We start from the raw sequence: 26334 nt of genomic DNA on the forward strand, positions 1-26334 counted from the left end.
GAGCACCGGGGAGGGCGACGGACGCTCTTCCGCGCTCGCCTCGCCCGCCCAGGGCGCGGGGCCGTATCCTCGTTCTCATGGCTGACTGGAACCACCCCCTCGACGACCCGAGTGCCGACCCCTTCGCGATCGCCGCAGAGGCCGCCTCCGACATCCACCGGCTCACGGGAGTCGAGCGCCACGACATCGCCGTCACGCTCGGATCCGGCTGGGGCAAGGCCGCCGAGCTGATCGGCGAGACGGTCGCGACCATCCCCGCCACCGAGGTCACGGGCTTCTCCAAGCCCGCGCTCGAGGGGCACGTCGGCACGCTCCGCAGCATCGTCACCCCCGGCGGCAAGAACGTGCTCGTCATCGGCGCCCGCACGCACTACTACGAGGGCCATGGCGTGCGCCGGGTCGTGCACAGCGTGCGCACCGCCGCCGCCACGGGGGCGAAGACCATGGTGCTCACGAACGGCGCCGGCGGGATCCGCGAGACCTGGAAGCCGGGGCAGCCGGTGCTGATCAGCGACCACCTCAACCTCACGGCGGACTCGCCGCTCGAGGGCGCGACCTTCATCGACCTCACCGACCTGTACAGCGCGCGGCTGCGCGACCTCGCCCGCACGATCGACCCGAGCCTCGACGAAGGCGTCTACACGCAGTTCCGCGGTCCGCACTACGAGACCCCGGCCGAGGTGCAGATGGCGAAGACCATCGGCGGTCACATCGTCGGCATGTCCACCGCCCTCGAGGCGATCGCCGCGCGACAGGCCGGCATGGAGATCCTCGGCTTCTCGCTCATCACGAATCTCGCCGCGGGGATCCAGAAGACCCCGCTCAGCCACGCGGAGGTGATCGAGGCGGGCCGTGAGGCCGAGCCCGTCATCTCGGATCTGCTGGCCCGCGTGATCGGGGCGCTGTGAGCGGGCAGGAGGCGGCGCTGCTCACGCAGGCGCGCGCCTGGTTGCGGCAGGATCCGGATCCGGAGACCCGCGACGAGCTCGCCGGGCTCATCACGCGCGCCGGATCCGGTGATGAGGCGGCCCTCGCCGACCTCGCCGATCGCTTCTCGGCGCGTCTCGCCTTCGGCACCGCAGGCCTCCGCGGCGAGCTCGCCGCAGGCTCGAACCGGATGAACCGCGTGCTCGTGGCGCAGGCCGCCGCCGGCTTCGCGGCCTATCTGCAGGAGAAGGCGCCCGACTCCACGCCGGCGGCCTCCAGCGCAGCGGCCGGGTCGGCACCGACCGTCGTCATCGGCTATGACGGCCGCAAGAACTCACGCGTCTTCGCGAAGGACTCGGCGGAGATCTTCGCCGGCGCGGGGCTGCGGGCCATCCTGCTGCCCCGTCTCCTGCCGACCCCGGTGCTCGCATTCGCCGTGCGCCACCTCGGTGCCGATGCCGGCGTCATGGTGACCGCGAGCCACAACCCGCCCAACGACAACGGCTACAAGGTCTACCTCGGCGGCGCGGATCAGGGCTCGCAGATCGTCTCCCCGGCCGACGCCGAGATCGCCGCGCACATCCAGCAGGTGGCCGATCGCGGCGACGCCCTGGCCATCCCGCGCTCGGCGACCTACGAGACCGCCGGCGAGGACATCGTCGACGCCTACGTGGCCGCCACCGCCGCCGTCGCTCCCGCCCCGGTCGGCACGGCGGGGCTGCGCTGGGTCTACACCGCGATGCACGGGGTGGGCTGGGAGACCTTCTCCCGCATCATCGGCGAGGCCGGCTATCCGGCACCGTGGACCGTGAGCGAGCAGCGCGACCCCGACCCCACCTTCCGCACCGTCTCCTTCCCGAATCCGGAGGAGCCCGGCGCCATGGACCTCGCCTTCGCGAAGGCGCGCACGCTGGGCGCCGAGCTCGTGATCGCCAACGACCCCGACGCCGACCGGCTGGCCGTCGGCATCCCCGACTCGGCTGCCGAGGGCGGCTGGCGCCGGCTCACCGGCAACGAGGTCGGGCTGCTGCTGGGCTGGCGCGCAGCGCGCGCGGCCACGGCAGAGGGACCGGCTGCTCCGGGCACATCGCTGGCGTGCTCGCTCGTGTCCTCCCCGGCGCTCGGCGCGGTGGCGGAGCGCTACGGGCTGGACTTCCACGAGACGCTCACCGGGTTCAAGTGGATCTCCCGCGCTCCCGGCATCGCATTCGGCTACGAGGAGGCCCTGGGCTACCTCGTGAACCCCGGGACGGTGCGCGACAAGGACGGCATCTCCGCCGCCGTGGCGCTGCTCGGCCTCGCCGCGGAGGCGCGCGGACGCGAGGCGACGCTCGCCGATCTGCTGGAGGAGGTGGCCGCCGAGGTGGGCCACTTCGCGAGCGGGCAGGTGTCGATCCGCGTCGACGACATCGCTGTGATCGGCCGGATCATGGCGGCGCTGCGCCAGGATCCGCCTGCCGCGTTCGGCGAGACCGCGATCACGGCGGTGGAGGACCTCCTCACGGCCGCCGAGGGCGCCCCCGCCGGCGACGTGCTGCGCTACCGCCTCGCCGACGGCTCCCGCGTGATCGTGCGCCCGAGCGGCACCGAGCCCAAGCTCAAGGTGTACATCGACGCGCGGGCGGAATCGGGCGAGACCGCCCGCGCCGCCGTTGCGGCGCTGGACTCCGCGATCCGGGAGTTGCTGGCCCGACTCGGCTGAGTCGGACCGCGGCGTTTGGGGCGTTCGGACCGAGATCCCACCCGAGGGATCCCGCTCCGGGCGCCCCTCCCCGAGCCGGGGGCCGTGTCGGGACGGCGCTCCGCCCCGGATACCCTCGATCCATGGACTTCCTCGCCGCCGTCACCCTCGAGAACGACTTCGTGCGGCTGGAGCCGCTCACCCCGGAGCACGCCGAGGATCTCGCCGCCGCGACCGCGGGGCTCGAGGACCGCTGGTACACCTCGGTCCCGTCCGCCGAAGGCGTGCCCGCGGAGATCGCCCGACGCCGAGCCCTGGCCGCGGAGGGTGCGATGAACCCGTTCGCGATCGTGCGCCTCGACACGGGGCGCGCGGTCGGGATGACGACGTTCTGCGATATCGAGCAGGCGAACCGCACTGTCGAGATCGGCTACACGTGGCTGTCGCCCGAGGTCCACGGCACGGCCGTGAATCCGTCCGCCAAGCGCCTGCTGCTGGGTCACGCCTTCGAGGCGTGCGAGGCGATCCGGGTGCAGTTCTGCACGCACTTTCACAACCGGCAGTCCCGCGCCGCGATCGAGCGGCTCGGGGCGAAGCTGGACGGCATCCTGCGCAATCACCGCATCGGGGCCGACGGCGCCTTCCGTGACACCGTCGTGTACTCGATCCTCCCCCACGAGTGGCCCGCGGTCCGCAACGGCCTGGACGCGCGGCTCGACCGTCGACGCTGAGCATCGGCGCCGACCGGCACGCCGCGCCGCGGAACCGCCGCGATGTGCACCGCTGCTCTCGCCCGCGCTCTCAGCGCACCGATAGGATCGGGGCACTGCGCGCGGAGATCCCGGCCCGCGCACGGATGAGGAGAGCATGACGACGAAGTCATATGCCGTGATCGGCGCCGGCCCCTCCGGACTCGCCGTCATGCGCGCACTGCAGAAGGCGGGCGTCGACGCCACGGGCTACGAGGCCTCCCACGGTGTCGGCGGGCTCTGGGACATCACCAACCCGCGCAGCACGATGTACTCCTCCGCACACCTCATCTCCTCGCGCACCACGACGGAGTTCACCGAGTTCCCGATGGACAGCGACGTCGACTATCCCGGCCATCGCGTGCTCAAGCGCTACTTCGACGACTATGCGGATGCGTTCGGGCTGCGCGAGCGCTTCCGGTTCGACACCAGGGTGGATCGTCTCGAGCGCGATGGGGACGGGTGGATCCTGCACGCCACGGCGCGGGGCGACGACGGCCGCGAAGAGGGCTTCGTCCGGCGCCACGACGGCGTGATCCTGGCGAACGGCACGCTCGCCGAACCGAACGTCCCGGCGTTCCCCGGAGAGTTCGCGGGCGAGATCATGCACACCAGCGCCTACAAGGATCCCGCGCAGCTCGCCGGCCGTCGGGTGCTGGTGATCGGAGCCGGCAACTCCGGCTGCGACATCGCGGTGGACGCCGTGCACCACGCCGCCAGCATCGACATGAGCGTACGCCGGGGCTACTACTTCGTGCCGCGCTACCTCTTCGGCCGCCCCAGCGACACCCTCAACCAGGGCCGGCCACTGCCCGCGCGGATCAAGCAGGCGATCGACTCCCGGGTGCTGCGGGCGTTCACGGGCGACCCGGTGCGCTTCGGCTTCCCCCGACCCGACTACCGCATCTACGAGTCGCACCCGATCGTGAACACCCTCGTGTTGAACCACCTCGGCCAAGGCGACCTGCGCATCCGCGCCGACATCGATCGCTTCGACGGCCGTACCGTGCGCTTCCGCGACGGCTCGAGCGGCGACTACGACCTCATCCTGCTCGCGACCGGGTACGCGCTGGACTACCCGTTCGTCGACCGGGAGCATCTGAACTGGACGGGTGCCTCGCCGCGGCTGTTCCTGAACGTCTTCCCGCCGTCGTTCAACGGCCTGTACATGATGGGCATGATCGAGGCCAGCGGCATCGGCTGGCAGGGCCGCTACGAGCAGGCCGAGCTGATCGCCGCCTACCTCGCCGCGGAGACGGCGGATCCGGCTCGCGCCGCCGCGTTCCGGGCGCGGGTCGCGACGGGCTCCTGGCCGGACCTCACCGGCGGGTACCGCTATCTCGGGCTCGCACGCATGTCGTACTACGTCAACAAGGACGCGTACCGACGGGCGGTGCGCACCGAGAAGGCCGCCCTGGCCGAGGTCCCGGCGCCGACCGGATCCGGGAGGGCGAGGACATGAACGTCGACGACGTGGCGGTGCACTTCGCCCCCGGCATGCTGACGATCCTCAACGTCGTGCTCGGCCTGATCATGCTCGGGATCGCGCTGGACACCTCCCCCAAGGACTTCCGGGTCGTGCTGACGCACCCCAAGCCCTTCATCGTGGCGATCCTGGCGCAGCTGCTCGTGCTGCCGGCCGTGACGTTCGGCCTGACCCTGGTCCTGCCGGTGACGCCGTCGATGGCGCTGGGCATGATCCTCGTCGCCTGCTGCCCGCCCGGCAACATCTCGCAGGTGCTCACGCACCGCTCTGGCGGCAATACGGCCCTTTCCGTCTCGATGACCGCGGTCGGCAACCTGCTCTACATCGTGGCGATGCCGTTGAGCATCGCGTTCTGGGGCTCGGTGCATCCCACCGCGCGCCTCCTGCTGCACCAGGTCGCGCTGAACCCGTGGCAGATGCTGCTCGAGGTCGTGCTGATCATCGGCCTGCCGTTCGCTCTCGGGCTGCTGCTGCGTGCGCGCCTGCCGCGGCTCGCCTCGCGCGTGCAGCCGTTCGTGCGCTGGTTCAGCCTGCTGGCGCTGGTGGGCTTCATCGTCGGGGCGCTCGCGGGCAACGGGGCGGTGTTCCTCAGCGTGATCGGATCCGTGCTGCTCGTGGTCGCAATCCATGACGCGGTCTCGCTCGCGATCGGCTACGGCACGGCTGTGCTGGGCGGGCTCGGCACCCGTGAGCGCAAGGCCATGACCTTCGAGGTGGGGATCCGCAACGCGGGTCTCGGACTCGGACTGGTGTTCACGTTCTTCGGCGGTCTCGGCGGCATGGCCGTCGTCGCCGGCTGGTGGGGCGTGTGGGACATCGTCGCAGGTCTCGGTGTCGCTACGCTCTGGGGCATGCACACCACGCGCCGCACCGGATCGCGCACGGGCGACGCCTCCCGGCGAGCCATCCCGGCAGGAGAACGATGAGACGCGTCATGGTCACCGGCGGCGCCGGCTTCCTCGGCACCAGAGTCACCCGTCTCCTCTCCGACCACCCCGATGTCGACGTCGTCATCTGCGGCGACCTCCGCGAGTCCGAGGTGCCCGGCGTCGTCTCGGTCTCGGTGGACGTGACGGATCCGCTCGGACTGCCCGAGCTGCTGCGCCGGCATCGCGTGGACACGGTCGTGCACCTGGCGGCGATCGTCAATCCGGGCCGCGATGTGCAGGGCGAGTTCCGCGTCGACGTGCAGGGATCGTCCAACGTGCTGGCCGCGTGCGTGGAGTCCGGCGTGCGGCGCCTCGTGGTCTCGAGCTCGGGAGCCGCCTACGGGTATCACGCCGACAATCCGGCGTGGATCGACGAGACCGACGCGCTGCGCGGCAACGACGAGTTCCCCTACTCGCGGCACAAGCGCATGGTCGAGGAGATGCTCGCCGCCGCTCGCACCACCCATCCGGCCCTGGAGCAGGTGATCTTCCGGATCGGCACGATCCTGGGCCCCACCGTGCGCAACCAGATCACGGCGCTGTGGGATGCGAAGCGGATCCTGCACATCGCAGGATCCGACTCCCCCTTCGTGTTCGTGTGGGTGGACGACGTCGCCGCGGCGATGGTGCGCGCGGCCCTCGGCGAGGGCCCCGCCGGCATCTACAACGTGGCCGGCGACGGGGCGCTGACCGTACCGCAGATCGCTCGGCGGCTGCACAAGCCGCTGCTGACGATCCCGGCACCGCTGCTGACGATCGCCCTCGCCATCGGCAGCGCCCTGCGTCTGACCGAGCACGGTCCGGAGAAGATCCGCTTCCTGCGCTACCGGCCGGTGCTGCGCAACGATCGCCTGAAGGACGACTTCGGCTACACGCCGCGGCTCACGTCGGCGGAGGCGTTCGAGGAGTATCTGCGCACGCACCCGGACGTCGTGGCGAACGGCTGACCGTCACGTCGCCGGCGCCGCTCATCCGGTCTTGGTGAACACTCCGAGGCCGGACGGCTGCGGCACCTGCGCGAACTTGTTGAAGTACGCCAGTGTCACGCCGTGCACAGCGCTGCCCGCACGGGTGAACACGGCCGAGGAAAGGGATCCCGGAGGCGCCCCCTCTCCCGTCGGAGCGAACGACAGCGTATCGCCGTCCCACGGGTCGATGTCGAACGTGTAACCGCCGGTGGGACCCATCGCCCCGTGCAGCGTGCCGCCGGAGGACGTGATCGTGAGGGTGCCGAGGTACGGGCTCGTGTAGGTGCCGACGTAGTCGGAATCAGGGCCCTGCGGCTTGGCACCGGCCGGCGGCTTCTCGCCGGCCAGGTCGCCGACGGGAGCGTTGTAGTGCGCGAAGACGCCGCCGTAGGCCTTCACCCAGTCCCGGGTCTGCGCGCCGTAGAGCACATCGTCGAGGAACTGCTGGTTCACCGCCTCCGGCACGCCGATGGGCGCCCCGTTGGTGAGCACGACGATGCCCAGGTCGAGATCCGGGACCATCGCCTCGGCGGTGGCCGTACCGAGTTCGAACCCGCCGGAGTGGCTCAGCACGACTCGTCCGCCGGCGCCCGATCCGACGTTGCTGCCGAAACCGTAGTGCCCGGGCCGCTGGTCGAGCGCGCTGTTGCGCGAGCTCACGATCTGCGCCGAGAACGCCTGTGTGAGCGGCGCAGGGTCGATGAAGTCCTTGCCCGCGAGCTTGCCGTCGGCGAGCACCACCGCCATCCATTTGACCACGTCCCCTGCCGTCGACGCCACGCCGCCGGCCGGTGCCTCCGCGTCGGGGTCGCGATCGAACAGCGGCTCGAAGTCGTCCGCCCCGATCCGCGTGTGCTGCACGGCCCGGTCGCGCGTGGCGAGGAACTCGGCGTGCGAGGAGGTGGTGGAGGTCATCCCGAGCGGGTCGAACAGCAGCTCCTTCGCCGTCTGCTCCCAGGTCTCGTGCCGCGCGGCGGCGACGGCCACCGCGCCGGTGGTGAGTCCGAAGTTCGAGTACTGGTACGTCGTGCGGAAGGGCGCGAGCGGGATCTGGTTCAGGTGAGCCAGGATGTACGCGCGGTCGAAGCCGAGATCCTCGAGTTCGTCGCCGCCGCCGGTCGGGATGCCGGTGCGGTGCGCGAAGGCGTCGCCGATCGTCGCATTCGCCGTGACATACGGATCGTTGAAGGTCATCGACGGCATCAGGTCCTTGATCGGAGTGTCCCAGGTGATGCTCGGATCCTCGGTCATCGCCCGCGCGACGATCGTGCTCGAGATCGGCTTCGACATCGACGCGATCATGAACAGGGTGTTGACGTCGACCGGTGCTCCGGTGCGCTTGTCGCGCACTCCGAACGCCCCCTCGTACACGGTCTTCCCCTTCGAGACCACGGCGACCGTGGCGCCGGGGACGCCGGTGCGTTTGAGCGCGTCGGCGACGTGCGCCGGGAGCTTCTTCAACGCGGCGGCGACAGCGGTCGCGCGGTCGGTGTACAGCGGAATCACGTCCTGGTTCGGCGCCGCCCCGGTCTGCACGTGCACTGGCTTCACGCCCTGCGTCGGCGCCGAGCAACCCGCCACGGTGCCGACCATCAGCAGTGCCGCCGAGGCGGCGATCAGCGGCGACCGCAGGCGCGCCGCACCGCTCCTCTTCCTTGCGGGCCCCATCTCGCTCCTCTTCTCGCGGCCCCCCCTCGGTGAGGCTAGCGAGCGCGGAACCCGCGGGGCAAGGTGTGACGGTGCGCCGAGACCGATTCGTGCCCGTCGACCACCGCGGCGGCGTTCGACGACTCCGCACGCATCCCGTCTCCGGACGTCGCATCCGCCGGATCCCGTCTCCGCCGTCGGCGCGTCAGGCCCGCTGCAGCTCCTGCGCGAACATCACCAGGATGCCGCTGGGTCCGCGGAGGTAGGTGAGCTTGTACACGTCCTGGTAGTTCGCGACGCCCCGCAGAGGGAAGCAGCCGTGCCGGGCGGCGATCGCCAGCGACTCGTCGATGTCGTCGACGGCGAACGCGATGCGGTGCATGCCGATCTCGTTCGGGAGCGTCGGCGCGGTCTCGATGGCGTCGGGGTGGATGTACTCGAACAGCTCGACGCGCCCGTGTCCGTCCGGCGTCTGCAGCACGGCGATCCTCGCGTGATTGCCATCGAGCCCGACGGCCGTGTCCGTCCACTCCCCCGACACGGTGTCGCGGCCCAGCACGGTGAGCCCGAGATCGGTGAAGAACGAGATGGTCGCTTCGAGGTCCTGGACGGCGATGCCGACGTTGTCCATGCGGATGGCCATACTCCGCACTCTACGCCGCGCGAGTCACCCGCCCCGGCATCAGTGCGAGCCGGCCTCGACCAGGATCACCCCGCCGACGATCACGGCGAGACCGATCGCGGTCATGACCGAGATGCGATCGCGGAACAGCACGCGCCCCAGCACCGCCGTGGCGGCGACGCCGAGTGCCGCCCAGACCGCGTACGCGATGCCGACCGGCATGCCCAGCGCCAGCACCGCGCCCAGCAGCACGTAGGAGGCCAGGTAGCCCAGGACGATGGCCGGGATATGGCGACGGCGGCGGAAGCCCTCGGAGGCGCGCAGGCTCAGGGTGGCGGTCACTTCGGAGGCGATCGCGCCGAGCAGCAGCAGCCAGGTCATGAGGCGTCTCCCGACGCACCGCGGGCGTGCCGGGTGCCCAGTTCGGCGAGCAGCACGCCGGCGATGATCACGCCGAGGCCGACGAGGGAGAGCGGGCTCAGGGTCTCGGCGAACAGCGCGGCGGCCGCGAGCGCGGTGAGCGCCACGCCGATCGCGGACCAGATGCCGTAGGCGACGCCCACCGGCATGCCGCGGGTGAGCACGATCCCGAGCAGCCAGAACGACCCGCCGTACCCGAGCACGACCACGCACAGCCACCACCAGGATCCGCCCGTCGACACCGCTCGCAGGCTGAGCGTCGCACTGACCTCCAGCACGATCGCGAGCAGCAGGGGCGGCCAGGCGCTGGGCCGGTGACGACCGCCGGCCCCGGCATCAGGGGCCCGGCCCGCCGGGTCAGGCGAGGACATCGTCGAGCAGCGGATGCAGATGCCGGGAGCGCAGTGTCAGCGCGGCCGTCGCCGCGCCGGCCGACAGGGCGTCGCGCACCGCACGGCCCGCCAGCGTCGCGTCGAGCACGCCCGCGAAGAACGCGTCGCCGGCGCCGTTGGTGTCCACGACGTCGACCGGCACCGCCGCCACATGATGCAGCACGCCCTCGCCGTCGACCGCGATCGCGCCGTCGGCTCCGAGCGTGCAGACCGCGAGGGAGACGCCTGCATCGATACGGTCGCGCAGGAAGCCCTCGGGATCCGGCAACCGGTCGGCGTTACAGAAGACGGCGTCGGCAGCCTCGAGGAACGGCCGGTGGAACTCCGCGGCGCCGTCGTAGTCATGCAGGTCGACCCAGATCGGCGCACCGGCCGCCTGCGCCTCGTCGACCGCGGCGAGCCCCTCGGCGGAGAGATCGAGCACGATCGCGGCGGCACCGGCGAGCGCGGGCTCGTCGCCGGCGAGCGCCTCCCACCCGGGCGTGAGCTCCGGCGACGAGAGGAACACCGATACTCGCTCGCCGGCAGCCGTCATGAGGTTCAGATGACGCTCGGAGACGGTGCCCTCGCGCAGACCATGCAACGGCACCCCGGCTCTGACCAGTGCGTCCCGGATCCGCAGTCCCGCCGCGTCGCGACCGACCCGTGCCCGCAGGGACACGGCCCGCCCGAGACCGTGCAGGCTCAGCGCCTTGCCGGCGCTCGTCCCGCCGACCGTCTGCCAATCCGCCTCCGCGAACTGCATGTGCGGCGTCGGCTCGGGCAGGCGATCCAGCAGCACGATGGTGTTCCACGACACCGCCCCGACGACGGCGACCCGCCCCGCGTCGGGGGCTTCACTCATCGAAGCCCTCGGCGATCAGCTCGACGAGCTCCTCCCGCTCCTCGACGGGGAGGAACGCGCCCGCGGCGGCGTTGAACTGGAACGACTCGAGGTCCTCGAGGTCGTAGCCGAACGCGTCCACGAGCAGCGCCATCTCGCGCGTCAGCGATGTCGCGCTCATCGTGCGGTTGTCCACGTTCACGGTCACCGCGAAACCCAGCTGGTAGAGCAGGTCGAACGGGTGGTCGGCGAACTCGGTCCCCCACGCGGCGATCGCGCCGGTCTGCAGGTTCGACGACGGCGAGAGCTCGAGCGGGATCTCCCGATCGCGCACCCAGCGCGCCAGATCGCCGAAACGGACCTGCACCTCCTCGCCGTCGCGGTTCACGATCTCCAGATCCTCCGCGATGCGCACGCCATGACCGAGCCGGAGTGCACGGCCGTCGACCAGGGCGGAGCGGATCGAGTCCGGACCCGCCGCCTCACCGGCGTGCACCGTGGTCGGGAACATCTGCCCGGCCAGGTACTCGAACGTCTCGCGATAGCGCGAGGACGGGTAGCCCGCCTCGGGCCCCGCCGTGTCGAAGCCGACCACGCCGCGATCGCGGTTGGCGACCGCGAGCTCGGCGATCTCGCGCACGCGGTCCGTCTGCCTCATGGCGGAGAGCAACTGCCCGACCCGGATGCTCTTGCCGTGGCTCTCCGCGGCGTCCTCCGCCTCGTCGATGCCGTCCTGCACTGCGTCGACCGCCTGCTGCAGGCTGAGCCCGCCCGTGAGGTGCAACTCGGGCGCCCATCGCACCTCGCCGTACACGACGCCGTCGCGCACCAGGTCTTCGACGAACTCCCGCGAGATGCGGCGCAGGTTCTCCGCGCTCTGCATGACGGAGAGCGACACGTCGAAGGTCTTCAGATAGTCGACCAGGGATCCGGCCGACGCCTGGGTGCGGAACCACATCGCGAGCCCGGTCGGGTCGGTGTGCGGCAGCTCGATCCCGGCCGCATCGGCGAGCTCGATGATCGTGGCGGGACGAACCCCGCCGTCGAGGTGATCATGCAGGGAGACCTTGGGAAGACTCCGGAGGGACAGGCCCTCGACCTCCAGGTCGCCGTTCGCGTCGATGGGCATGACAGATCCTTCCTCAGCGGTCGATCGATGGGAATCGTCAGGGATGTTCCGAGAGGAACCGGACAGGGCGCCGCGCGCACACCGCGCCCGGAATCAGCCTAGGCGGTGATGCGCTCGCGCACGAGGGGCGCGCGCTCGGTCTGCGCGGCACCGATCTCCCATGCTCCGTCCACCGCGTCCAGAGCACGGTCGAACCGCGCCGCGTCGTCGGCGGACAGCGTGAACACCGGATCCCCGGCACGCACGGCATCACCGGGCTTCACGTGCAGGTCGATGCCCGCGGCGAACACCACCGCGTCCTCGGCGCGAGCGCGGCCCGCCCCCAGTCGCCAGGCGCCGATGCCGAAGGGCAGCGCGTCCATGCGCGTCACGAACCCGTCCGATGGCGCCGTCACGGTGTGCGTCTCCCGGGCGGCCGGCAGTGCTGCGTCCGGATCGCCGTCCTGCGCTCGGATCATCGCCTTCCACGAGTCCATCGCACGTCCGTCATCCAGCGCCCTCTCCACGTCGGCGTCGGGCTGACCGCTCAGCGCCAGCATCTCGCGGGCGAGGGCGAGGGTGAGCTCGCGCACGTCGGCGGGTCCGCCGCCGGCGAGCACCTCGACCGACTCGCGCACCTCGTTCGCATTGCCGATCGCCAGGCCCAGCGGCACGTTCATGTCGGTCAGCAGCGCGGTCGTCTGAACACCGGAATCGGTGCCGAGCGCCACCATGGTGCGCGCGAGTTCGCGCGCGCGGTCGATGTCCTGCATGAAGGCTCCGGAACCGAACTTGACGTCCAGCACCAGCGCGTCGGTGCCCTCGGCGATCTTCTTGGACATGATGCTCGACGCGATCAGCGGGATCGCCTCGACGGTGCCGGTGACGTCGCGCAGGGCGTAGAGCTTCTTGTCCGCCGGGGCGAGACCGGATCCGGCCGCGCAGATCACGGCGCCGACGTCGCCCTGCAGCTGCGCGAACATCTCCTCGTTGCTGAGCGCGGCGCGCCAGCCGGGGATCGACTCGAGCTTGTCGAGCGTGCCGCCGGTGTGGCCGAGGCCGCGGCCGCTGAGCTGCGGAACGGCCACGCCGAAGCTGGCCACGAGCGGCGCCAGCGGCAGCGTGATCTTGTCGCCCACGCCGCCGGTGGAGTGCTTGTCGACGGTCCTCTTGCCGAGGGCCCCGAAGCTCATGCGCTCCCCCGAGGCGATCATGGCGTCGGTGAGCACGCGGATCTCGTCGCGCTCCATGCCGCGCTGGAAGATCGCCATCGCAAAGGAGGCCATCTGCGGATCCGTGACATAGCCGCGCGTGTAGGCGTCGACCATCCATCGCAGCGCGGGCTCGGGAACGGTCCCGCCGTCGCGCTTGGCGCGGATCACGTCGACGGCATCAAAGGGCTCAACACTCAACGGACGTTCTCCAGATCTCTCGGCCCGAACGCGTCGGGCAGCACTTCGTCGATGGTCCTGATGCCGGACACGGTCTCCAACAGCATCCCCGGCGCGGAGTGCTCGTACAGCAGCTGCCGACAGCGACCGCAGGGCATGATCGTGTCGCCCTCGCCGTTCACGCAGAGGAAGGCGATGAGCCGCCCGCCGCCGGACATGAACAGATCACCCACCATCGCGCATTCCGCGCACAGGGTGACGCCGTAGGAGGCGTTCTCGACATTGCAGCCCGAGACGATCCTGCCGTCGTCCACGAGTGCGGCGGCGCCCACCCGGTAGTGCGAGTACGGCGCGTAGGCCTTCCGCTGGGCGTCGTCGGCGACGCGGCGCAGCTCGTCCCAGTCGATGTCCATGAACGCCCTCCTAGGACTTGATGTACGGCTTGCCGTCTGCCGCCGGCGCCTTGATCTGACCGACGAAGCCGACCACGGCCAGGATCGTCACCACGTACGGCAGCATCAGCATGAACTCGCCGGGGATCGGCGTGCGCAGCACAGCGAGCAGATTCTGCAGGTTGGTCGCGAAGCCGAACAGCAGCGCGGCGAGGGCCGCGCGCACCGGATCCCAGCGCCCGAAGATCACCGCGGCCAGCGCGATGAAGCCGAGCCCGGCGGTCATGTCCTTGGTGAACTGCGGCACCGAGACCAGCGTGAAGTAGGCGCCGCCGATGCCCGCGATCGCACCGGCGAGCTGCAGGTTCCAGAAACGCGTCGGGTTGACCTTGATGCCGACGGTGTCCGCGGCGTGGGGGTGCTCGCCGACCGCGCGCACACGCAGCCCCCAGCGCGTGCGGTACATCGCCCAGGCGACGAGCGCGACGACAACGTACATCAGATAGACGAGGAAGGTCTGGTTGAACAGGGCGGGGCCGATCACCGGGATGTCACCGAGGATCGGGATCTTGATGAGCGAGAACCGGGTGGGGCTGTTCAGCGTCTGGGCGTTCGGCGCGAGCACGCCCTGGTACAGGAAGCCGGTCAGGCCGGAGGCGAACACGTTCAGCACCACGCCGACGATCACCTGGTCGACGAGGTACTTGATCGCGAACGCGCCCAGCACGAGCGAGATCAGGATGCCGCCCAGCATGGCGCCGATGAGGCCCACGAACGGGTTGTGCGTGAGGGAGCCGAGGATCGTCGCCGTGAACGCGCCGAGCAGGAACTGCCCCTCGATCGCGACGTTGACGACACCGGCGCGCTCGCCGATCACACCCGCGAGAGCACCGAAGACGAGCGGCACCGCGAGCGAGATGGATCCGCCGAGCAGTCCGGTGAGGGTGATCGCGCCCGCCGCACCCGCGCCCGCCCAGGTGAGGAACGCCGTCATCGCGAGCACCGCGTACACGATCGGCACCCACAGCGGGACCTTCCGGTACTGCAGCGCGGCGATCAGAGCCAGCACGCCGAGCCCGACCGCGATCACCCAGGTGATCCAGAGCACCGGACCCGCTGGCACCGCGATGTCGCCGAGGCGGATCACCGCGCTCGCCTCGGACAGACGGAACGTGGTGGTCCCGTAGCGGGGGACGAGCAGGAACAGCAGCCCCAGCAGCGCCACGATCGCGAGCAGCGTGATCGGGACCTTCAGAGAGCGCACCTTGACGACGGTCGGTGCGTCGAGCACAGGTGCCGAGGTGAGGGAGGTGCTCATGCGGCCGCCGCCTTCGTGTCGGAGGAATCGGTGGTCTTCGACGCCCGGCGCGCGATCCGCGCCTTGGAGCGCTGCGAGCGCTCGGAATCGTCCTTGGGCAGGAAGAAGATGGTGCGGATCAGCGGGGGCGCCGCGATGAACAGCACGATGAGCGACTGCACCACGAGCACGATATCGACGGGGATGGACTGGAGCGCCTGCATCGGGAACGAACCCGCCTTCAGCGCGCCGAACAGCAGGCCCGCCCAGAACGTGCCCCATGCGCGGCTGCGGCCGAGCAGGGCGACGGTGATGGCCGTGAACCCGATGCCCGCGTCGATGCCGCCGTCGAAGCCGCTCGTGATCGTGCTCTGGATCTGGAACATGCCGGCCAGACCCGCGAGACCGCCGGAGAACAGCATCGCGTAGATGTAGATGCGCGGAACGCTGATGCCTGCAGCACGGGCCGCGTTGGGGTTCTCCCCCACGGCGCGCATGCGGAAGCCGAGACCGGAGCGCTCGACGAGCCACCACACGAACAGCGTGGCGAGGATGACGATCGGGAAGCCCCAGTCGATCAGGTCGAGCCCGGGGAGCTTGGGCAGCACCGCGCTCGGCGGCGTGGGCCGGGTGATCGGCTGGATCTGGCCGGGGCGCTGCAGCAGCTGCGGGACCTGCACCATCCACGTCACGAAGTAGAACGCGACGTAGTTGAGCATGATCGTGAGGATGACCTCGTGCGCGCCGGTGCGGGCCTTGAGCAGGCCCACGAGCCCGCCCCAGAGCGCGCCGGCCGCGACGCCGACGATCAGGGTGAGCGGGATCTGGATGATCGCCGGCAGGTTCAGCTGGAAGGTGACCAGCGCCGCCGCCGCACAGGCGATGAGCATCTGGCCGCGGGCGCCGATGTTGAACAGGCCGACGCGGAAGGCGACCGCGATGCCGAGGCCCGCCGCGATGAGCGGCGCGGCGAAGCCGATCGTGTTGCCGAGCGGCTTCACGGCCGACCAGAAGTCCGATGCTCCGAAGTCGATGATCGATCCGTTGAACAACGCGGAGTACGCGCCGATCACCGCGCTCCAGGCGGCGCCCAGCGTGTCCGCGGGGCGCGCGAAGAAGTACCCGGATGCGGTCTGCACGTCGGGATTGGTGACGGCGATCAGGACGCCGCCGACGATCAGCGCGAGCAGGATCGCGAGCACCGTGGTCACCGCGCTGCCCCGCAGGATCTCCCGGAGGACCCGGTTCGAGACCGGGATCTCCTGGATGTTGCGCGTCATCGGCGGCTCGGGCGCGGGCGCCTGAGGTTCGGTCGCGGTGCTCATGCGGCTGCCTCCGTCGGGTTCTCGCCGGCCATCATCAGGCCGAGCACGTCGCGCGGGGTGTCCCCCGGCACGATGCCGACGATGCGGCCGCGGTACATGACCGCGATGCGGTCGGCGAGGGCGGTGACCTCGTCCAGCTCGGTCGACACCACGATCACGGGGATGCCCGAGTCGCGGGTGGCGACGATGCGCTTGTGGATGAATTCGATGGATCCGACGTCCACGCCGCGGGTCGGCTGCGATGCGAGCAGCAGCTTGAGCTCGCGGTTGAGCTCGCGGGCGATCACGACCTTCTGCTGGTTGCCGCCGGAGAGGGAGCCGGCCGCCTGGCCCGGCCCCTGCGTGCGGATGTCGAACTCGGAGATCCGGGCCTTCGCGAAGGTGTCGAGCACGCCGCGCAGGATTGTTCCGAAGCGGGTGAACTTCGGGTCGTCCGAGCGGTCGAGGATGAGGTTCTCCGCGACGGAGAAGGCGCCCACGAGACCGTCCTCGTTGCGGTCCTCCGGGACGAAACCGACACCGGCGTCGAGCACCTGGTGCACGTTGCGGCCGATCAGCTCGACCCCGTTCAGCGAGATGGATCCGGTCGAGCGCGAGCCGAGCCCCATGATCGCCTCGGCCAGCTCGGTCTGTCCGTTGCCCTGCACGCCGGCGATCGCGAGCACCTCGCCCGGGCGCACCTCGAAGTCGATGTCGTCGACGACCACGACCCCGTCCGGGGCGATCACGCGCAGATCCTTCACGCGCAGACCGCCCTCGCCGATCTTCGGCGGATCCTTGTGCACCGTGAGTTCGACGGCGCGTCCTACCATCATCGAGGCGAGCTCCGTGTTGGAGGACTTGGGATCAGCCTCCCCCACCACCTTCCCGAGCCGGATCACGGTGATCTTGTCGGCGATCGCTCGGACTTCGCGGAGCTTGTGCGTGATGAACACGATCGCCGTGCCCTCGTCGCGCAGCTGCTTCATGATCTCCATGAGCTCGTCGGTCTCCTGCGGCGTGAGCACCGCGGTCGGCTCGTCGAACACGAGCACCTTCGCGTCGCGGCTCAGCGCCTTGATGATCTCGACGCGCTGCTGCACACCGACCGGCAAGTCGCCCACGATCGCGTCGGGATCCACCTCGAACCCGAACCGCGAGGCGACCTCGCGCACGTGATCACGGGCCGCCGCGATGTCCAGCACGCCGAGCGCCTTGGACTGCTCGTGCCCGAGCATGACGTTCTCTGCGACGGTGAACACCGGGATGAGCATGAAGTGCTGGTGCACCATGCCGATGCCGGCCGCCATCGCATCGCCGGGGCCGCGGAAGTGCTGCGGCACGCCGTCGAGCAGGATCTCGCCCTCGTCGGCCTGATACAGGCCGTAGAGGACGTTCATCAGGGTCGACTTGCCGGCCCCGTTCTCGCCCAGCAGGGCGTGGATCTCGCCGGGTTCGACGACCACGTCGATGTGATCGTTGGCGACCAGGGATCCGAAGCGCTTGGTGATGCCGCGGAGCTCGAGCTTCATAACTGTGACCCTATCCGGGAAGGGGGGACTCAAGAAGAGCGCGGGGCGCCGGATCCCGCCATCGGAGCCTTGCGGCTGCGACGGCGGGATCGGAGCGCCCCGCGTCAGAGGGGACTACTTCGGGGAGGCGGCCGATTCGACCTTGATGTCGCCCTTGATGATCTTGTCCTGCAGCGCCTTCAGCTCGTCCGTCAGCCCCTTCGGGAGCTTCGACTCGAAGTCGTGGAACGAGGACAGGCCGACGCCGTTGTTCTGGAGCGTGCCGACGTACGGGGTCGGGTCGAAGCTGCCCTTGGCGGCGTCGAGGACCGTGGTGTTGACCGCGTCATCGATGCGCTTCATGACCGAGACCAGGATCTGGTCGGCGACCGACGGGTCGGCCACGGCGAGGTCGGAGTCGACGCCGAGCATGACCGTCTTCTTGCCGCTGTCCTTGATCGCGGCGCTGGCCGAGAGGTAGATCGGACCGCCGACCGGGAAGATCACGTCGACGCCCTGACCCAGGATCGAGTTCGCGGTCTGCTTGGCGGTGTCGTTCGCAGCGAAGGCGCCGGTGAACGAGCCGTCCTGCGCGGCCTTGTCCCAGCCGACCGAGGCGACGTTTCCGCCCTTGTCCTCGTCGTACTTCTTGACGCCGTCGACGAAGCCGTCCATGAAGATCGTCACCGGCGGAATCTTCATTCCGCCGAAGGTGCCGACCTTGTTGGCGCCCTCCTGCGCCGACCATGCCGCCGCGGCGTAGCCGCCGAGGTACGCAGCCTGGGCGGTGTCGAAGAGGATCGGCTTGATGTTCGGCGCGTCCGGCTTGCCGTCGTTGTTGGTGTCGGCCAGCGAGTCGATGATGCCGAAGTTGATCTTCGGGTTCGCCTGCGCGGCGGTGGAGATCGCGGCGTCGAGCTTGAAGCCGACGCCGATGATCATGGTGCACTTGCCGGAGATCAGCGAGTCGATGTTGCTCTTGTAGTCGTTGTCCGACTTCGACTCGACCTCGAGGGCCTTCACGCCGAGGGTCTTGGCCGCCTTGTCCATGCCGATCTTGGCCGACTCGTTGAAGGACTTGTCGTTGAAGCCGCCGCTGTCGGAGACGAGGCAGGGCTTGAAGTTCGCGTCGGCCGGCTTGGCACCGCCGCTCGAGCTCGCCGGAGCAGGAGCGGATCCGCAACCTGCGAGGGCGACGATGACACCGGCGGCGATGGTCGCGCCGATCAGCTTCTTGGTGATGGTCACACGGGCCTCCAGAAAACGAGCCCGCGGCCATCGCGGGTCACTTGAAAGTTACCGACTATGACGAAGATCGGGCATCCTCGTCCGTGTCGCTGGAGTCAATGGTTACAAACATGAGATCACATGCGCTCGTCCATGCTCATATGAGCAGAGCACCCCAGCCATCCCCGCTTTCGTGCAGGAGCGTGCGCATCTGCGGATGATCGCGGAGGCCTCAGAGCACGTCGCCGCGCCCGGTGAGCTTGAGCGACTCCACCACGCCCTTCACCCGCTGCGCGTGCTCGATGGTCGTCACGAGCAGCGCGTCCGGAGTGTCCACCACGACGATGTCCTGCACGCCGACCAGGCTGATCACCCGCGACGTCTGGCTGACCAGGATCCCGCTCGCCGCGTCCGACAGCACCCGCGCGGACGGACCGAGCACGGCGAGGTCGTTCTTGCGCCCGTTCAGGATGAGCTTCGTGAGCGACGCGAAGTCTCCCACGTCGTCCCAGTCGAAGTGACCCGGCACCACCGCGAGCCGGCCGCGCTCCGCCGCCGGTTCGGCGACCGCATAGTCGATGGCGATCTTCGGCAGCGCGGGCCACACCCGGTCCACCACGGGTCCGCGGCGCTCTCTGTCGTCCCAGGCCTCGGCGAGCTCCATGAGACCGGCATGGAGGGCCGGCTGGTGCAGCTCGATCTCCGCCAGCAGCACGTCGGCGCGGGTGATGAACATGCCGGCGTTCCACAGATAACTGCGATCAGCGACGTACGCCCGGGCGGTGGCGAGGTCCGGCTTCTCGACGAACCGCTCGACGAGGGCGGCCTCGCGCGCACCCTCGACCACGAGCTCGCCGCCCTGTTTGATGTAGCCGAAACCGACCGCTGGCTCGGTCGGGGTGATCCCGATCGTGACGATGTACCCCTGTCGGGCGACCTCGACCGCGTCGCGCACCGCGAACTCGAACACCCGGGTACCGCGGATGACGTGATCGGCGCTGAACGAGCCGATGATCACGTCAGGGTCGCGTCGGTGCAGGATCGCCGCGGCGAGCCCGATCGCCGCAGCGGACTCGCGCGGCTCGGACTCCAGGAACACGTTCTTGTCGCCGATGCCCGGAAGCTGCGCCTCGACCGCGGCACGGTGCGCGCGCCCGGTCACCACGGCGATCCGGTCGGGACCGGTCAGCGGCTCCAGGCGGTCCCAGGTGTCGCGCAGCAGCGACTGGCCGGATCCGGTCAGGTCGTGCAGGAACTTCGGCGCGTCTGCGCGGGACAGCGGCCACAGCCGGCTCCCGATGCCTCCGGCGGGGATGACGGCGTAGAAGTCAGGGATCGGCTCGCGCATGGGATCCAGCGTAGCGATGGCGCCGTCGAGGCCCCCGGAACATGCCCACGGCGACATGCAAGCGGCCCGCCATCGCGACGCGCACGATCGCATCCGTGCATGGTTCCGATCGCAGAACCGCATGATCGCTAAGGGTCGCCTTCGTCGCTCCCAGCCATCTGACAGGAATAGGATGAGGGGGATCGGACGCCTGCGCGCCGCGATCCTTCGCTATCGATCAGGGAGGACGACTGTGTCCGCAAGCACTCGCTTGACACCTTCGATTGCGGAAACCACGTCCAAGACGCCGCGCGGCACCCTCTACCGGGGTCGCGAAGGCATGTGGTCGTGGGTTCTGCATCGCATCACCGGAATCGCCATCTTCTTCTTCCTCCTGGTGCACGTGCTCGACACGTCGCTCATCCGGGTCTCGCCGGAGGCGTACAACGCGGTCCTCGGGACGTACAAGAACCCGATCATGGGGCTCGGCGAGACGGTGCTCGTCGCCGCCATCGTGTTCCACGCGCTGAACGGGCTGCGGATCATCCTCATCGACGTGTGGTCGAAGGGCGCGCAGTACCAGAAGCAGATGTTCTGGATCGTGATCGGCCTCTGGCTCGTGCTGCTGGCCGGCTTCGTGCCGCGCCACCTGATCAATGTGTTCTCTCACGTGGGAGGTGCGAGCTGATGGCCGCGGACGTCTTCACCACGCAGCACATGGCGGCCCCGCGCCGCAACAAGGGCGTCAACCTCGAGAAGTGGGGTTGGATCTACATGCGCGTGTCGGGCGTCGTGCTCGTCGTGCTGATCTTCGGCCACCTCTTCGTCAATCTCATGCTCGGCGAGGGCATCCACGCGCTGGACTTCGCCTTCGTCTCGGGCAAGTACGCCACACCGTTCTGGCAGTGGTGGGACGTGCTGATGCTGTGGCTCGCCCTCATCCACGGCGCCAACGGCATGCGCACCGTCGTGAACGACTACGTCGGCCACGCGGGCGTCCGCAAGACGCTGCTGGTCGTGCTCGGCCTCGCCGCCGCGCTGCTCATCGTGCTCGGCACCCTCGTCGTGTTCACGTTCGACCCCTGCAACGGCGTGTTCGAGAGCGGCGCCATGTGGGACACCTGCAAGGCACTAGGCACCTAGCCCGCGATCGGCGACCACCGACGAGACAAGCTCCCCCGCGGCAGCGACGACAAAGCTCAGAGAATAGGCAGAACCAGTGACCACTGAGACCCAGGATTCCGTCGTCAAGAACGGCGTGCACCACCATCAGTTCGACATCGTGATCGTCGGCGCCGGCGGCGCCGGCATGCGCGCGGCGATCGAGGCCGGCCCCGGCGCCAAGACCGCGGTGATCTCGAAGCTCTACCCCACCCGCTCCCACACGGGCGCGGCGCAGGGCGGCATGGCCGCGGCGCTCGCGAACGTCGAGGAGGACAGCTGGGAGTGGCACACCTTCGACACCGTCAAGGGCGGCGACTACCTCGTCGACCAGGACGCGGCCGAGATCCTCGCCAAGGAGGCCATCGACGCGGTCATCGACCTCGAGAACATGGGCCTGCCGTTCAACCGCACGCCCGAGGGCAAGATCGACCAGCGCCGCTTCGGCGGTCACACGGCCGAGCACGGCAAGACCCCCGTGCGCCGCGCCTGCTACGCCGCGGACCGCACCGGCCACATGATCCTGCAGACGCTGTTCCAGAACTGCGTGAAGCTCGGCATCAACTTCTTCAACGAGTTCTACGTGCTCGACCTCATCACGGTGAAGGACGAGGCCGGCAAGACCGGCATCGCCGGCGTGGTCGCGTACGACCTCTCCACCGGCGAGCTGCACGTGTTCCACGCGAAGGCCGTGATCTTCGCGACCGGCGGCTTCGGCAAGATCTTCAAGACCACCTCGAACGCGCACACCCTGACCGGAGACGGCGTCGGGATCGTGTGGCGCAAGGGCCTGCCGCTGGAGGACCTGGAGTTCTTCCAGTTCCACCCGACCGGCCTGGCAGGTCTCGGGATCCTTCTCACCGAGGGTGCGCGCGGTGAGGGCGCGATCCTGCGCAACGCCTCGGGCGAGCGCTTCATGGAGCGCTACGCCCCCACGATCAAGGACCTCGCACCCCGCGACATCGTCGCCCGGTGCATGGTGCAGGAGGTCGCGGAGGGCCGCGGCGCCGGACCGCACAAGGACTACGTGCTGCTGGACTGCACGCACCTCGGTGCCGAGGTCCTGGAGACCAAGCTCCCCGACATCACCGAGTTCGCGCGCACCTACCTCGGTGTCGACCCGGTCGTCGAGCCCGTCCCGGTGATGCCGACCGCGCATTACGCCATGGGCGGCATCCCGACCAACAACAACGGCGAGGTGCTCGCCGACAACGACACGATCGTCCCCGGCCTGTACGCGGCCGGAGAGTGCGCCTGCGTGTCGGTGCACGGCGCCAACCGCCTCGGCACCAACTCGCTGCTGGACATCAACGTGTTCGGCAAGCGCAGTGGTCGCAATGCCGTCGAGTACGTCAAGACGGCCGACTTCCTGCCCCTCCCCGAGGCGCCCGAGACCGCGGTCAAGGAGATGCTCGAGGGCCTGCGCAACAATGCCGGAACCGAGCGCATCGCGGTGCTCCGCAAGAAGCTCCAGGAGGAGATGGACAAGGGCGCGCAGGTGTTCCGCACGCACGAGTCCCTGCAGCACGTGCTCGGAGTGATCGCCGAGCTCCGTGAGCGCTACAAGAACGTGCATGTCGACGACAAGGGCAACCGGTTCAACACCGACCTGCTGGAGGCCGTCGAGCTCGGCTTCCTCCTCGACATCGCCGAGGTCGTCGTCTACGCCGCGCAGAACCGCGAGGAGAGCCGCGGCGGCCACATGCGCGACGACTTCCCGAAGCGCGACGACGAGAAGTACATGCAGCACACGATGGCCTACCTGACCGGCGATCCGCACTCGTCGACGCCGAGCGACCACATCAAGCTCGACTGGAAGCCGGTCGTGTTCACGAAGAACGAGCAGGGCGAGTTGAACTACCCGCCGATGGAGAGGAAGTACTGATGTCCGCCGCCGTCGCCCAGGAAGTCGCCGCAGAGGCCGTCGTCGAAGACACCGGCGTGCAGTCCTTCCTCGTCACGTTCAACATCCGCCGCTTCGACCCCGAGGTGGACAGCGAGCCGCACTGGGTCGACTACGACGTGGAGCTGTACTCCACGGACCGCGTGCTCGACGCGCTGCACAAGATCAAGTGGGAGGTCGACGGATCCCTCACGTTCCGCCGCTCCTGCGCGCACGGCATCTGCGGATCCGACGCGATGCGCATCAACGGCCGCAACCGGCTCGCCTGCAAGACGCTGATCAAGGACCTGGACATCTCCAAGCCGATCTACGTCGAGGCGATCAAGGGCCTGCCGCTGGAGAAGGATCTCGTCGTCGACATGGATCCGTTCTTCGCCGCGTACCGCGAGGTGAAGCCGTTCCTGCTCGCGACCAGCGAACCGGAGAAGGGCAAGGAGCGCGTGCAGACGATCGCCGACCGCGCGATCTTCGACGACACCACCAAGTGCATCCTGTGCGCCGCGTGCACCTCGTCGTGCCCCGTGTTCTGGACCGACGGTCAGTACTTCGGTCCGGCCGCCATCGTGAACGCGCACCGCTTCATCTTCGACTCCCGCGACGACGCCGCCGATGTGCGCCTGGACATCCTCAATGACAAGGAGGGCGTGTGGCGCTGCCGCACGACCTTCAACTGCACCGAGGCATGCCCCCGCGGCATCGAGGTCACCAAGGCGATCGCCGAGGTCAAGCAGGCGGTCCTGCGCGGCCGCCCCTGAGCCCGCATTCCCTTCCACGACGGCCGCCCGCATCCGCGAGGCGGCCGTCGTCGTGTCGGCGGACGCATCCATGCCTTCGGGGAGCGATGTTCGTCGCCGAAACCCTCGAGCGGGAGCAGACATCGCTCCGTGAACGCAGTCGATAGGGTGAGAGCGTGGTGGATTCCGGGCCCGATCTGCGCGCGCGTCTCGAAGCGCCGATCGGCCGAGCCGCCGAGATCACCCGGCGCACGATGCGCGCCTTCCCGATCCGGGTGTGGCGGCACTTCCTGCAGAACAACGGCTTCCTGCTGGCCGCCAGTCTGAGCTATCAGTCGCTGTTCACGATGTTCGCGGTGCTGTACACCGCGTTCGCGATCGTGGGACTCTGGCTCGGCGCCAGCGATGAGGCCATCGCGCGCATGATCGATCTGATCAACGGCGCGATCCCTCACCTCATCAGCGAGAACGGCCTCGCCACCCCTGACGCGGTCGCCGACATCGCCACCGAGAACGCGAGCGTGCTGCTCGCGACCGGTGGGGCAGCCCTGATCGTCGCGCTGTGGACCGCGATCGGATTCGTCACCTTCGCCCGCCGGGCGGTGCGCGACATCTTCGGGCTGCCGTTCGACCGACGCAACTACGTGCTGCTGAAGGCGCGAGACCTGGTCGCGGCACTGCTGTTCGGCCTGGCCCAGGTGCTCGCGGCCGCGCTCGGCGTGATCGGTACCGGCGCGCTGAGGCGGATCCTGCAGCTCCTCGGCGCGGGCGATGCGTCGATATGGGTGAACGTGGTCAGCCAGGCGGGTTCGCTGCTGCTGTCCTTCGGCGTGAACGCCGCGGCACTCGCGATGCTGGTGCGCTTCCTCACCGGAACCAGGCTGCCGTGGCGCACGATCTGGCCGGGCGCGATCCTGGGCGGTGCGGCGCTGGCGGTGCTGCAGGCCGGCGCCGGGCTCCTCTTCCTCTACTCCCCCACGAACCCGCTGCTGGCCACGTTCTCAGTCATCGTCGGCTTCCTGCTGTGGTTCCGCCTCGTCGCCATCGTGATCCTCGTCGCCGCCGCCTGGATCGCGGTGTCCGCATCGGACCGTGATCAGGCGCTGGTGCCGGAGGACGAGTTCGCGCTCCGCGTCGCGGAGCTGGCGGATGCGCAGGCCGACGCCGCGATCCGCGTGCGCGAGGCGACAGCGGTGCTGCACGCCGCCCCGTGGTACCGGCGCCGGGGCGCTGCCCGCGCGCTGCAGGACGCTGAGGACGATCTGGCGCTCGCCACCCGCCGTCACGCCGAGGCCGAGGCGGAGCGCGCCGCGAACGCGGAGACCCTGGTGGTACGGCGCCTGCGCGCGCTCACCGCAACCGGACCGGAACCCGATGTCGGGGGCGCTCGTTAGGCTGGGGACCATGCCCCACCTGCGTATCGCCACGGTCAACGTCAACGGGATCCGCGCCGCGGTCCGCAACGGAATGCATGGCTGGCTCGACGACGCCGGTGTCGATGTGCTCACGCTGCAGGAGGTGCGTGCTCAGGACGAGCATCTGGAGCAGGCGTTCCCGGGCTGGTCCATCCTGCATGACGAGGCGACAGCGAAGGGCCGCGCCGGCGTCGCCGTGCTCAGCCGGGTCCCGGCGACCGCATCGCGCACCGCTCTCGGACCGGACGAGTTCGACTCGAAGGGACGCTGGCTCGAGGCCGACTTCGACCTCGACGGCACTCCGCTCACCGTGGTGAGCGCCTACGTGCACAGCGGCGAGGCGGACACCCCCAAGCAGGATGAGAAGTGGAAGTTCCTCGACGCGATGACCACGCGCATGGGCGAGCTCGGCGCCGACGGCGCGCTTGCGCTGGTCACGGGCGATCTCAACGTCGGGCATCGGCCGCTCGACATCCTGAACTGGAAGGGCAACGTCAAGAAGTCCGGCTATCTCGCGCGTGAGAGGGCCTACTTCGACCGCTTTCTCGGCGCCGCGGGTGAGCCCGTCATCGGCCAGGAGGGCATCGGCCGGGGGATGGTCGGGCAGCTCAGCGACACCCGCCCGTACGCGGCGGAGGGCGACGGCAGGGGTCTCGGCTGGGTCGATGTGGGACGCGTGGCGGCCGGCGAGGTCGCCGGCCCGTACACCTGGTGGACGATGCGCGGCCAGGCCTTCGACAACGACTCCGGCTGGCGCATCGACTACCACCTCGCGACCGCATCGCTCGCGGAACGCGCGACGAACTACCGCGTCGCCCGCGCCGCCACATACGCGGAGCGCTGGAGCGACCACACCCCGGTGATCGTCGACTACACCTACTGAGGCGTCGCGGGGCCGTCGGGCGCCGGATACGCGGTCG

At 69.6% G+C, this 26334-nt stretch carries 25 protein-coding genes; 12 read left to right on the forward strand and 13 right to left on the reverse strand.

The genetic code is table 11. The features are described 5' to 3' along the window. Positions 1-77 precede the first annotated feature (77 nt). The 6 genes from ACFWCK_RS00695 (at position 78) to ACFWCK_RS00720 (ending at position 6719) form a co-directional block, all read left to right on the forward strand. Complete coding sequence (locus ACFWCK_RS00695; protein ID WP_233310480.1) at positions 78-908, forward strand: purine-nucleoside phosphorylase; 831 nt, start codon at positions 78-80, stop codon at positions 906-908. Then, a complete protein-coding gene (locus ACFWCK_RS00700) occupies positions 905-2629 on the forward strand; it encodes a phospho-sugar mutase (RefSeq protein ID WP_378804087.1) in 1725 nt (574 codons plus the stop codon). Before ACFWCK_RS00695 ends, ACFWCK_RS00700 begins: the two co-directional genes overlap by 4 nt. A gap of 122 nt (positions 2630-2751) precedes the next feature. After that, positions 2752-3339 carry a GNAT family N-acetyltransferase gene (locus tag ACFWCK_RS00705; RefSeq protein WP_378804088.1) on the forward strand — a complete coding sequence of 196 codons (588 nt, stop codon included), beginning with the start codon at positions 2752-2754 and terminating at the stop codon, positions 3337-3339. A 136-nt stretch (positions 3340-3475) separates the two neighbouring features. Beyond that, positions 3476-4819, forward strand: coding sequence for a flavin-containing monooxygenase (locus ACFWCK_RS00710; RefSeq protein ID WP_378804089.1), 1344 nt, complete (start codon positions 3476-3478; stop codon positions 4817-4819). Continuing rightward, positions 4816-5769 (forward strand): bile acid:sodium symporter family protein, encoded by a 954-nt coding sequence (locus ACFWCK_RS00715; RefSeq protein WP_378804090.1) that lies wholly within the window; start codon positions 4816-4818, stop codon positions 5767-5769. The genes ACFWCK_RS00710 and ACFWCK_RS00715 overlap by 4 nt, the downstream gene beginning before the upstream one ends. Then, the gene (locus ACFWCK_RS00720; RefSeq protein ID WP_233310474.1) at positions 5766-6719 is read left to right on the forward strand and encodes an NAD-dependent epimerase/dehydratase family protein; all 954 of its coding nucleotides are present in this window, start codon (positions 5766-5768) and stop codon (positions 6717-6719) included. The genes ACFWCK_RS00715 and ACFWCK_RS00720 overlap by 4 nt, the downstream gene beginning before the upstream one ends. Before the next feature lie 21 nt (positions 6720-6740). On the opposite strand, the gene ACFWCK_RS00725 is transcribed toward ACFWCK_RS00720, so the two are convergent. The 13 genes from ACFWCK_RS00725 to ACFWCK_RS00785 form a co-directional block, all read right to left on the reverse strand. After that, positions 6741-8408, reverse strand: coding sequence for a serine hydrolase (locus ACFWCK_RS00725; protein ID WP_378804091.1), 1668 nt, complete (start codon positions 8406-8408; stop codon positions 6741-6743). A 184-nt stretch (positions 8409-8592) separates the two neighbouring features. Then, the gene (locus ACFWCK_RS00730; protein WP_233310472.1) at positions 8593-9030 is read right to left on the reverse strand and encodes a VOC family protein; all 438 of its coding nucleotides are present in this window, start codon (positions 9028-9030) and stop codon (positions 8593-8595) included. 39 nt (positions 9031-9069) lie between these two features. After that, the gene (locus tag ACFWCK_RS00735) at positions 9070-9390 is read right to left on the reverse strand and encodes a multidrug efflux SMR transporter (RefSeq protein WP_233310471.1); all 321 of its coding nucleotides are present in this window, start codon (positions 9388-9390) and stop codon (positions 9070-9072) included. Further along, positions 9387-9800: a DMT family transporter gene (locus tag ACFWCK_RS00740; protein ID WP_378804092.1), complete on the reverse strand. Its 414-nt coding sequence runs from the start codon at positions 9798-9800 to the stop codon at positions 9387-9389. The genes ACFWCK_RS00735 and ACFWCK_RS00740 overlap by 4 nt, the downstream gene beginning before the upstream one ends. Then, positions 9787-10665: a carbohydrate kinase family protein gene (locus ACFWCK_RS00745; RefSeq protein ID WP_378804094.1), complete on the reverse strand. Its 879-nt coding sequence runs from the start codon at positions 10663-10665 to the stop codon at positions 9787-9789. Before ACFWCK_RS00745 ends, ACFWCK_RS00740 begins: the two co-directional genes overlap by 14 nt. Further along, positions 10658-11773, reverse strand: a complete 1116-nt coding sequence (locus ACFWCK_RS00750) for an adenosine deaminase (RefSeq protein WP_233310468.1) — start codon at positions 11771-11773, stop codon at positions 10658-10660. Before ACFWCK_RS00750 ends, ACFWCK_RS00745 begins: the two co-directional genes overlap by 8 nt. A gap of 98 nt (positions 11774-11871) precedes the next feature. Next, positions 11872-13164 (reverse strand): thymidine phosphorylase, encoded by a 1293-nt coding sequence (locus tag ACFWCK_RS00755; protein WP_378804095.1) that lies wholly within the window; start codon positions 13162-13164, stop codon positions 11872-11874. After that, positions 13161-13556, reverse strand: coding sequence for a cytidine deaminase (locus ACFWCK_RS00760; protein WP_233310466.1), 396 nt, complete (start codon positions 13554-13556; stop codon positions 13161-13163). Before ACFWCK_RS00760 ends, ACFWCK_RS00755 begins: the two co-directional genes overlap by 4 nt. Positions 13557-13566: 10 nt before the next feature. After that, positions 13567-14853: an ABC transporter permease gene (locus ACFWCK_RS00765; RefSeq protein ID WP_378804096.1), complete on the reverse strand. Its 1287-nt coding sequence runs from the start codon at positions 14851-14853 to the stop codon at positions 13567-13569. Then, positions 14850-16157 (reverse strand): ABC transporter permease, encoded by a 1308-nt coding sequence (locus ACFWCK_RS00770; RefSeq protein ID WP_378804098.1) that lies wholly within the window; start codon positions 16155-16157, stop codon positions 14850-14852. The genes ACFWCK_RS00765 and ACFWCK_RS00770 overlap by 4 nt, the downstream gene beginning before the upstream one ends. Next, the gene (locus ACFWCK_RS00775) at positions 16154-17668 is read right to left on the reverse strand and encodes an ABC transporter ATP-binding protein (protein ID WP_378804099.1); all 1515 of its coding nucleotides are present in this window, start codon (positions 17666-17668) and stop codon (positions 16154-16156) included. The genes ACFWCK_RS00770 and ACFWCK_RS00775 overlap by 4 nt, the downstream gene beginning before the upstream one ends. Positions 17669-17782: 114 nt before the next feature. After that, positions 17783-18895: a BMP family protein gene (locus tag ACFWCK_RS00780; protein WP_233310463.1), complete on the reverse strand. Its 1113-nt coding sequence runs from the start codon at positions 18893-18895 to the stop codon at positions 17783-17785. 211 nt (positions 18896-19106) lie between these two features. Then, positions 19107-20222, reverse strand: coding sequence for a mannose-1-phosphate guanylyltransferase (locus ACFWCK_RS00785; protein ID WP_233310462.1), 1116 nt, complete (start codon positions 20220-20222; stop codon positions 19107-19109). 232 nt (positions 20223-20454) lie between these two features. Between ACFWCK_RS00785 and sdhC the strand changes: the two genes are divergently transcribed. The 6 genes from sdhC to ACFWCK_RS00815 all read left to right on the forward strand — a co-directional run bounded on the left by sdhC (position 20455) and on the right by ACFWCK_RS00815 (position 26297). Beyond that, on the forward strand, positions 20455-20889 hold the full coding sequence (gene sdhC / locus ACFWCK_RS00790; RefSeq protein WP_378804100.1) for a succinate dehydrogenase, cytochrome b556 subunit: 435 nt from the start codon (positions 20455-20457) through the stop codon (positions 20887-20889). Next, on the forward strand, positions 20889-21344 hold the full coding sequence (locus tag ACFWCK_RS00795; protein WP_233310460.1) for a succinate dehydrogenase hydrophobic membrane anchor subunit: 456 nt from the start codon (positions 20889-20891) through the stop codon (positions 21342-21344). The genes sdhC and ACFWCK_RS00795 overlap by 1 nt, the downstream gene beginning before the upstream one ends. A gap of 76 nt (positions 21345-21420) precedes the next feature. Further along, on the forward strand, positions 21421-23247 hold the full coding sequence (gene sdhA / locus ACFWCK_RS00800; RefSeq protein ID WP_378804101.1) for a succinate dehydrogenase flavoprotein subunit: 1827 nt from the start codon (positions 21421-21423) through the stop codon (positions 23245-23247). Continuing rightward, entirely contained in the window at positions 23247-24020 is a 774-nt protein-coding gene (locus tag ACFWCK_RS00805; protein WP_378804102.1) for a succinate dehydrogenase iron-sulfur subunit, read from the forward strand. The genes sdhA and ACFWCK_RS00805 overlap by 1 nt, the downstream gene beginning before the upstream one ends. Before the next feature lie 155 nt (positions 24021-24175). Then, positions 24176-25393: a YihY/virulence factor BrkB family protein gene (locus ACFWCK_RS00810; RefSeq protein ID WP_233310457.1), complete on the forward strand. Its 1218-nt coding sequence runs from the start codon at positions 24176-24178 to the stop codon at positions 25391-25393. Positions 25394-25403: 10 nt separating this feature from the next. Further along, positions 25404-26297, forward strand: a complete 894-nt coding sequence (locus ACFWCK_RS00815) for an exodeoxyribonuclease III (protein WP_378804103.1) — start codon at positions 25404-25406, stop codon at positions 26295-26297. The last annotated feature ends 37 nt before the right edge of the window (positions 26298-26334 follow it).

The organism is Microbacterium sp. NPDC060117, from assembly GCF_042729315.1.
In the GTDB taxonomy this organism is placed as follows: Bacteria; Actinomycetota; Actinomycetes; order Actinomycetales; family Microbacteriaceae; genus Microbacterium.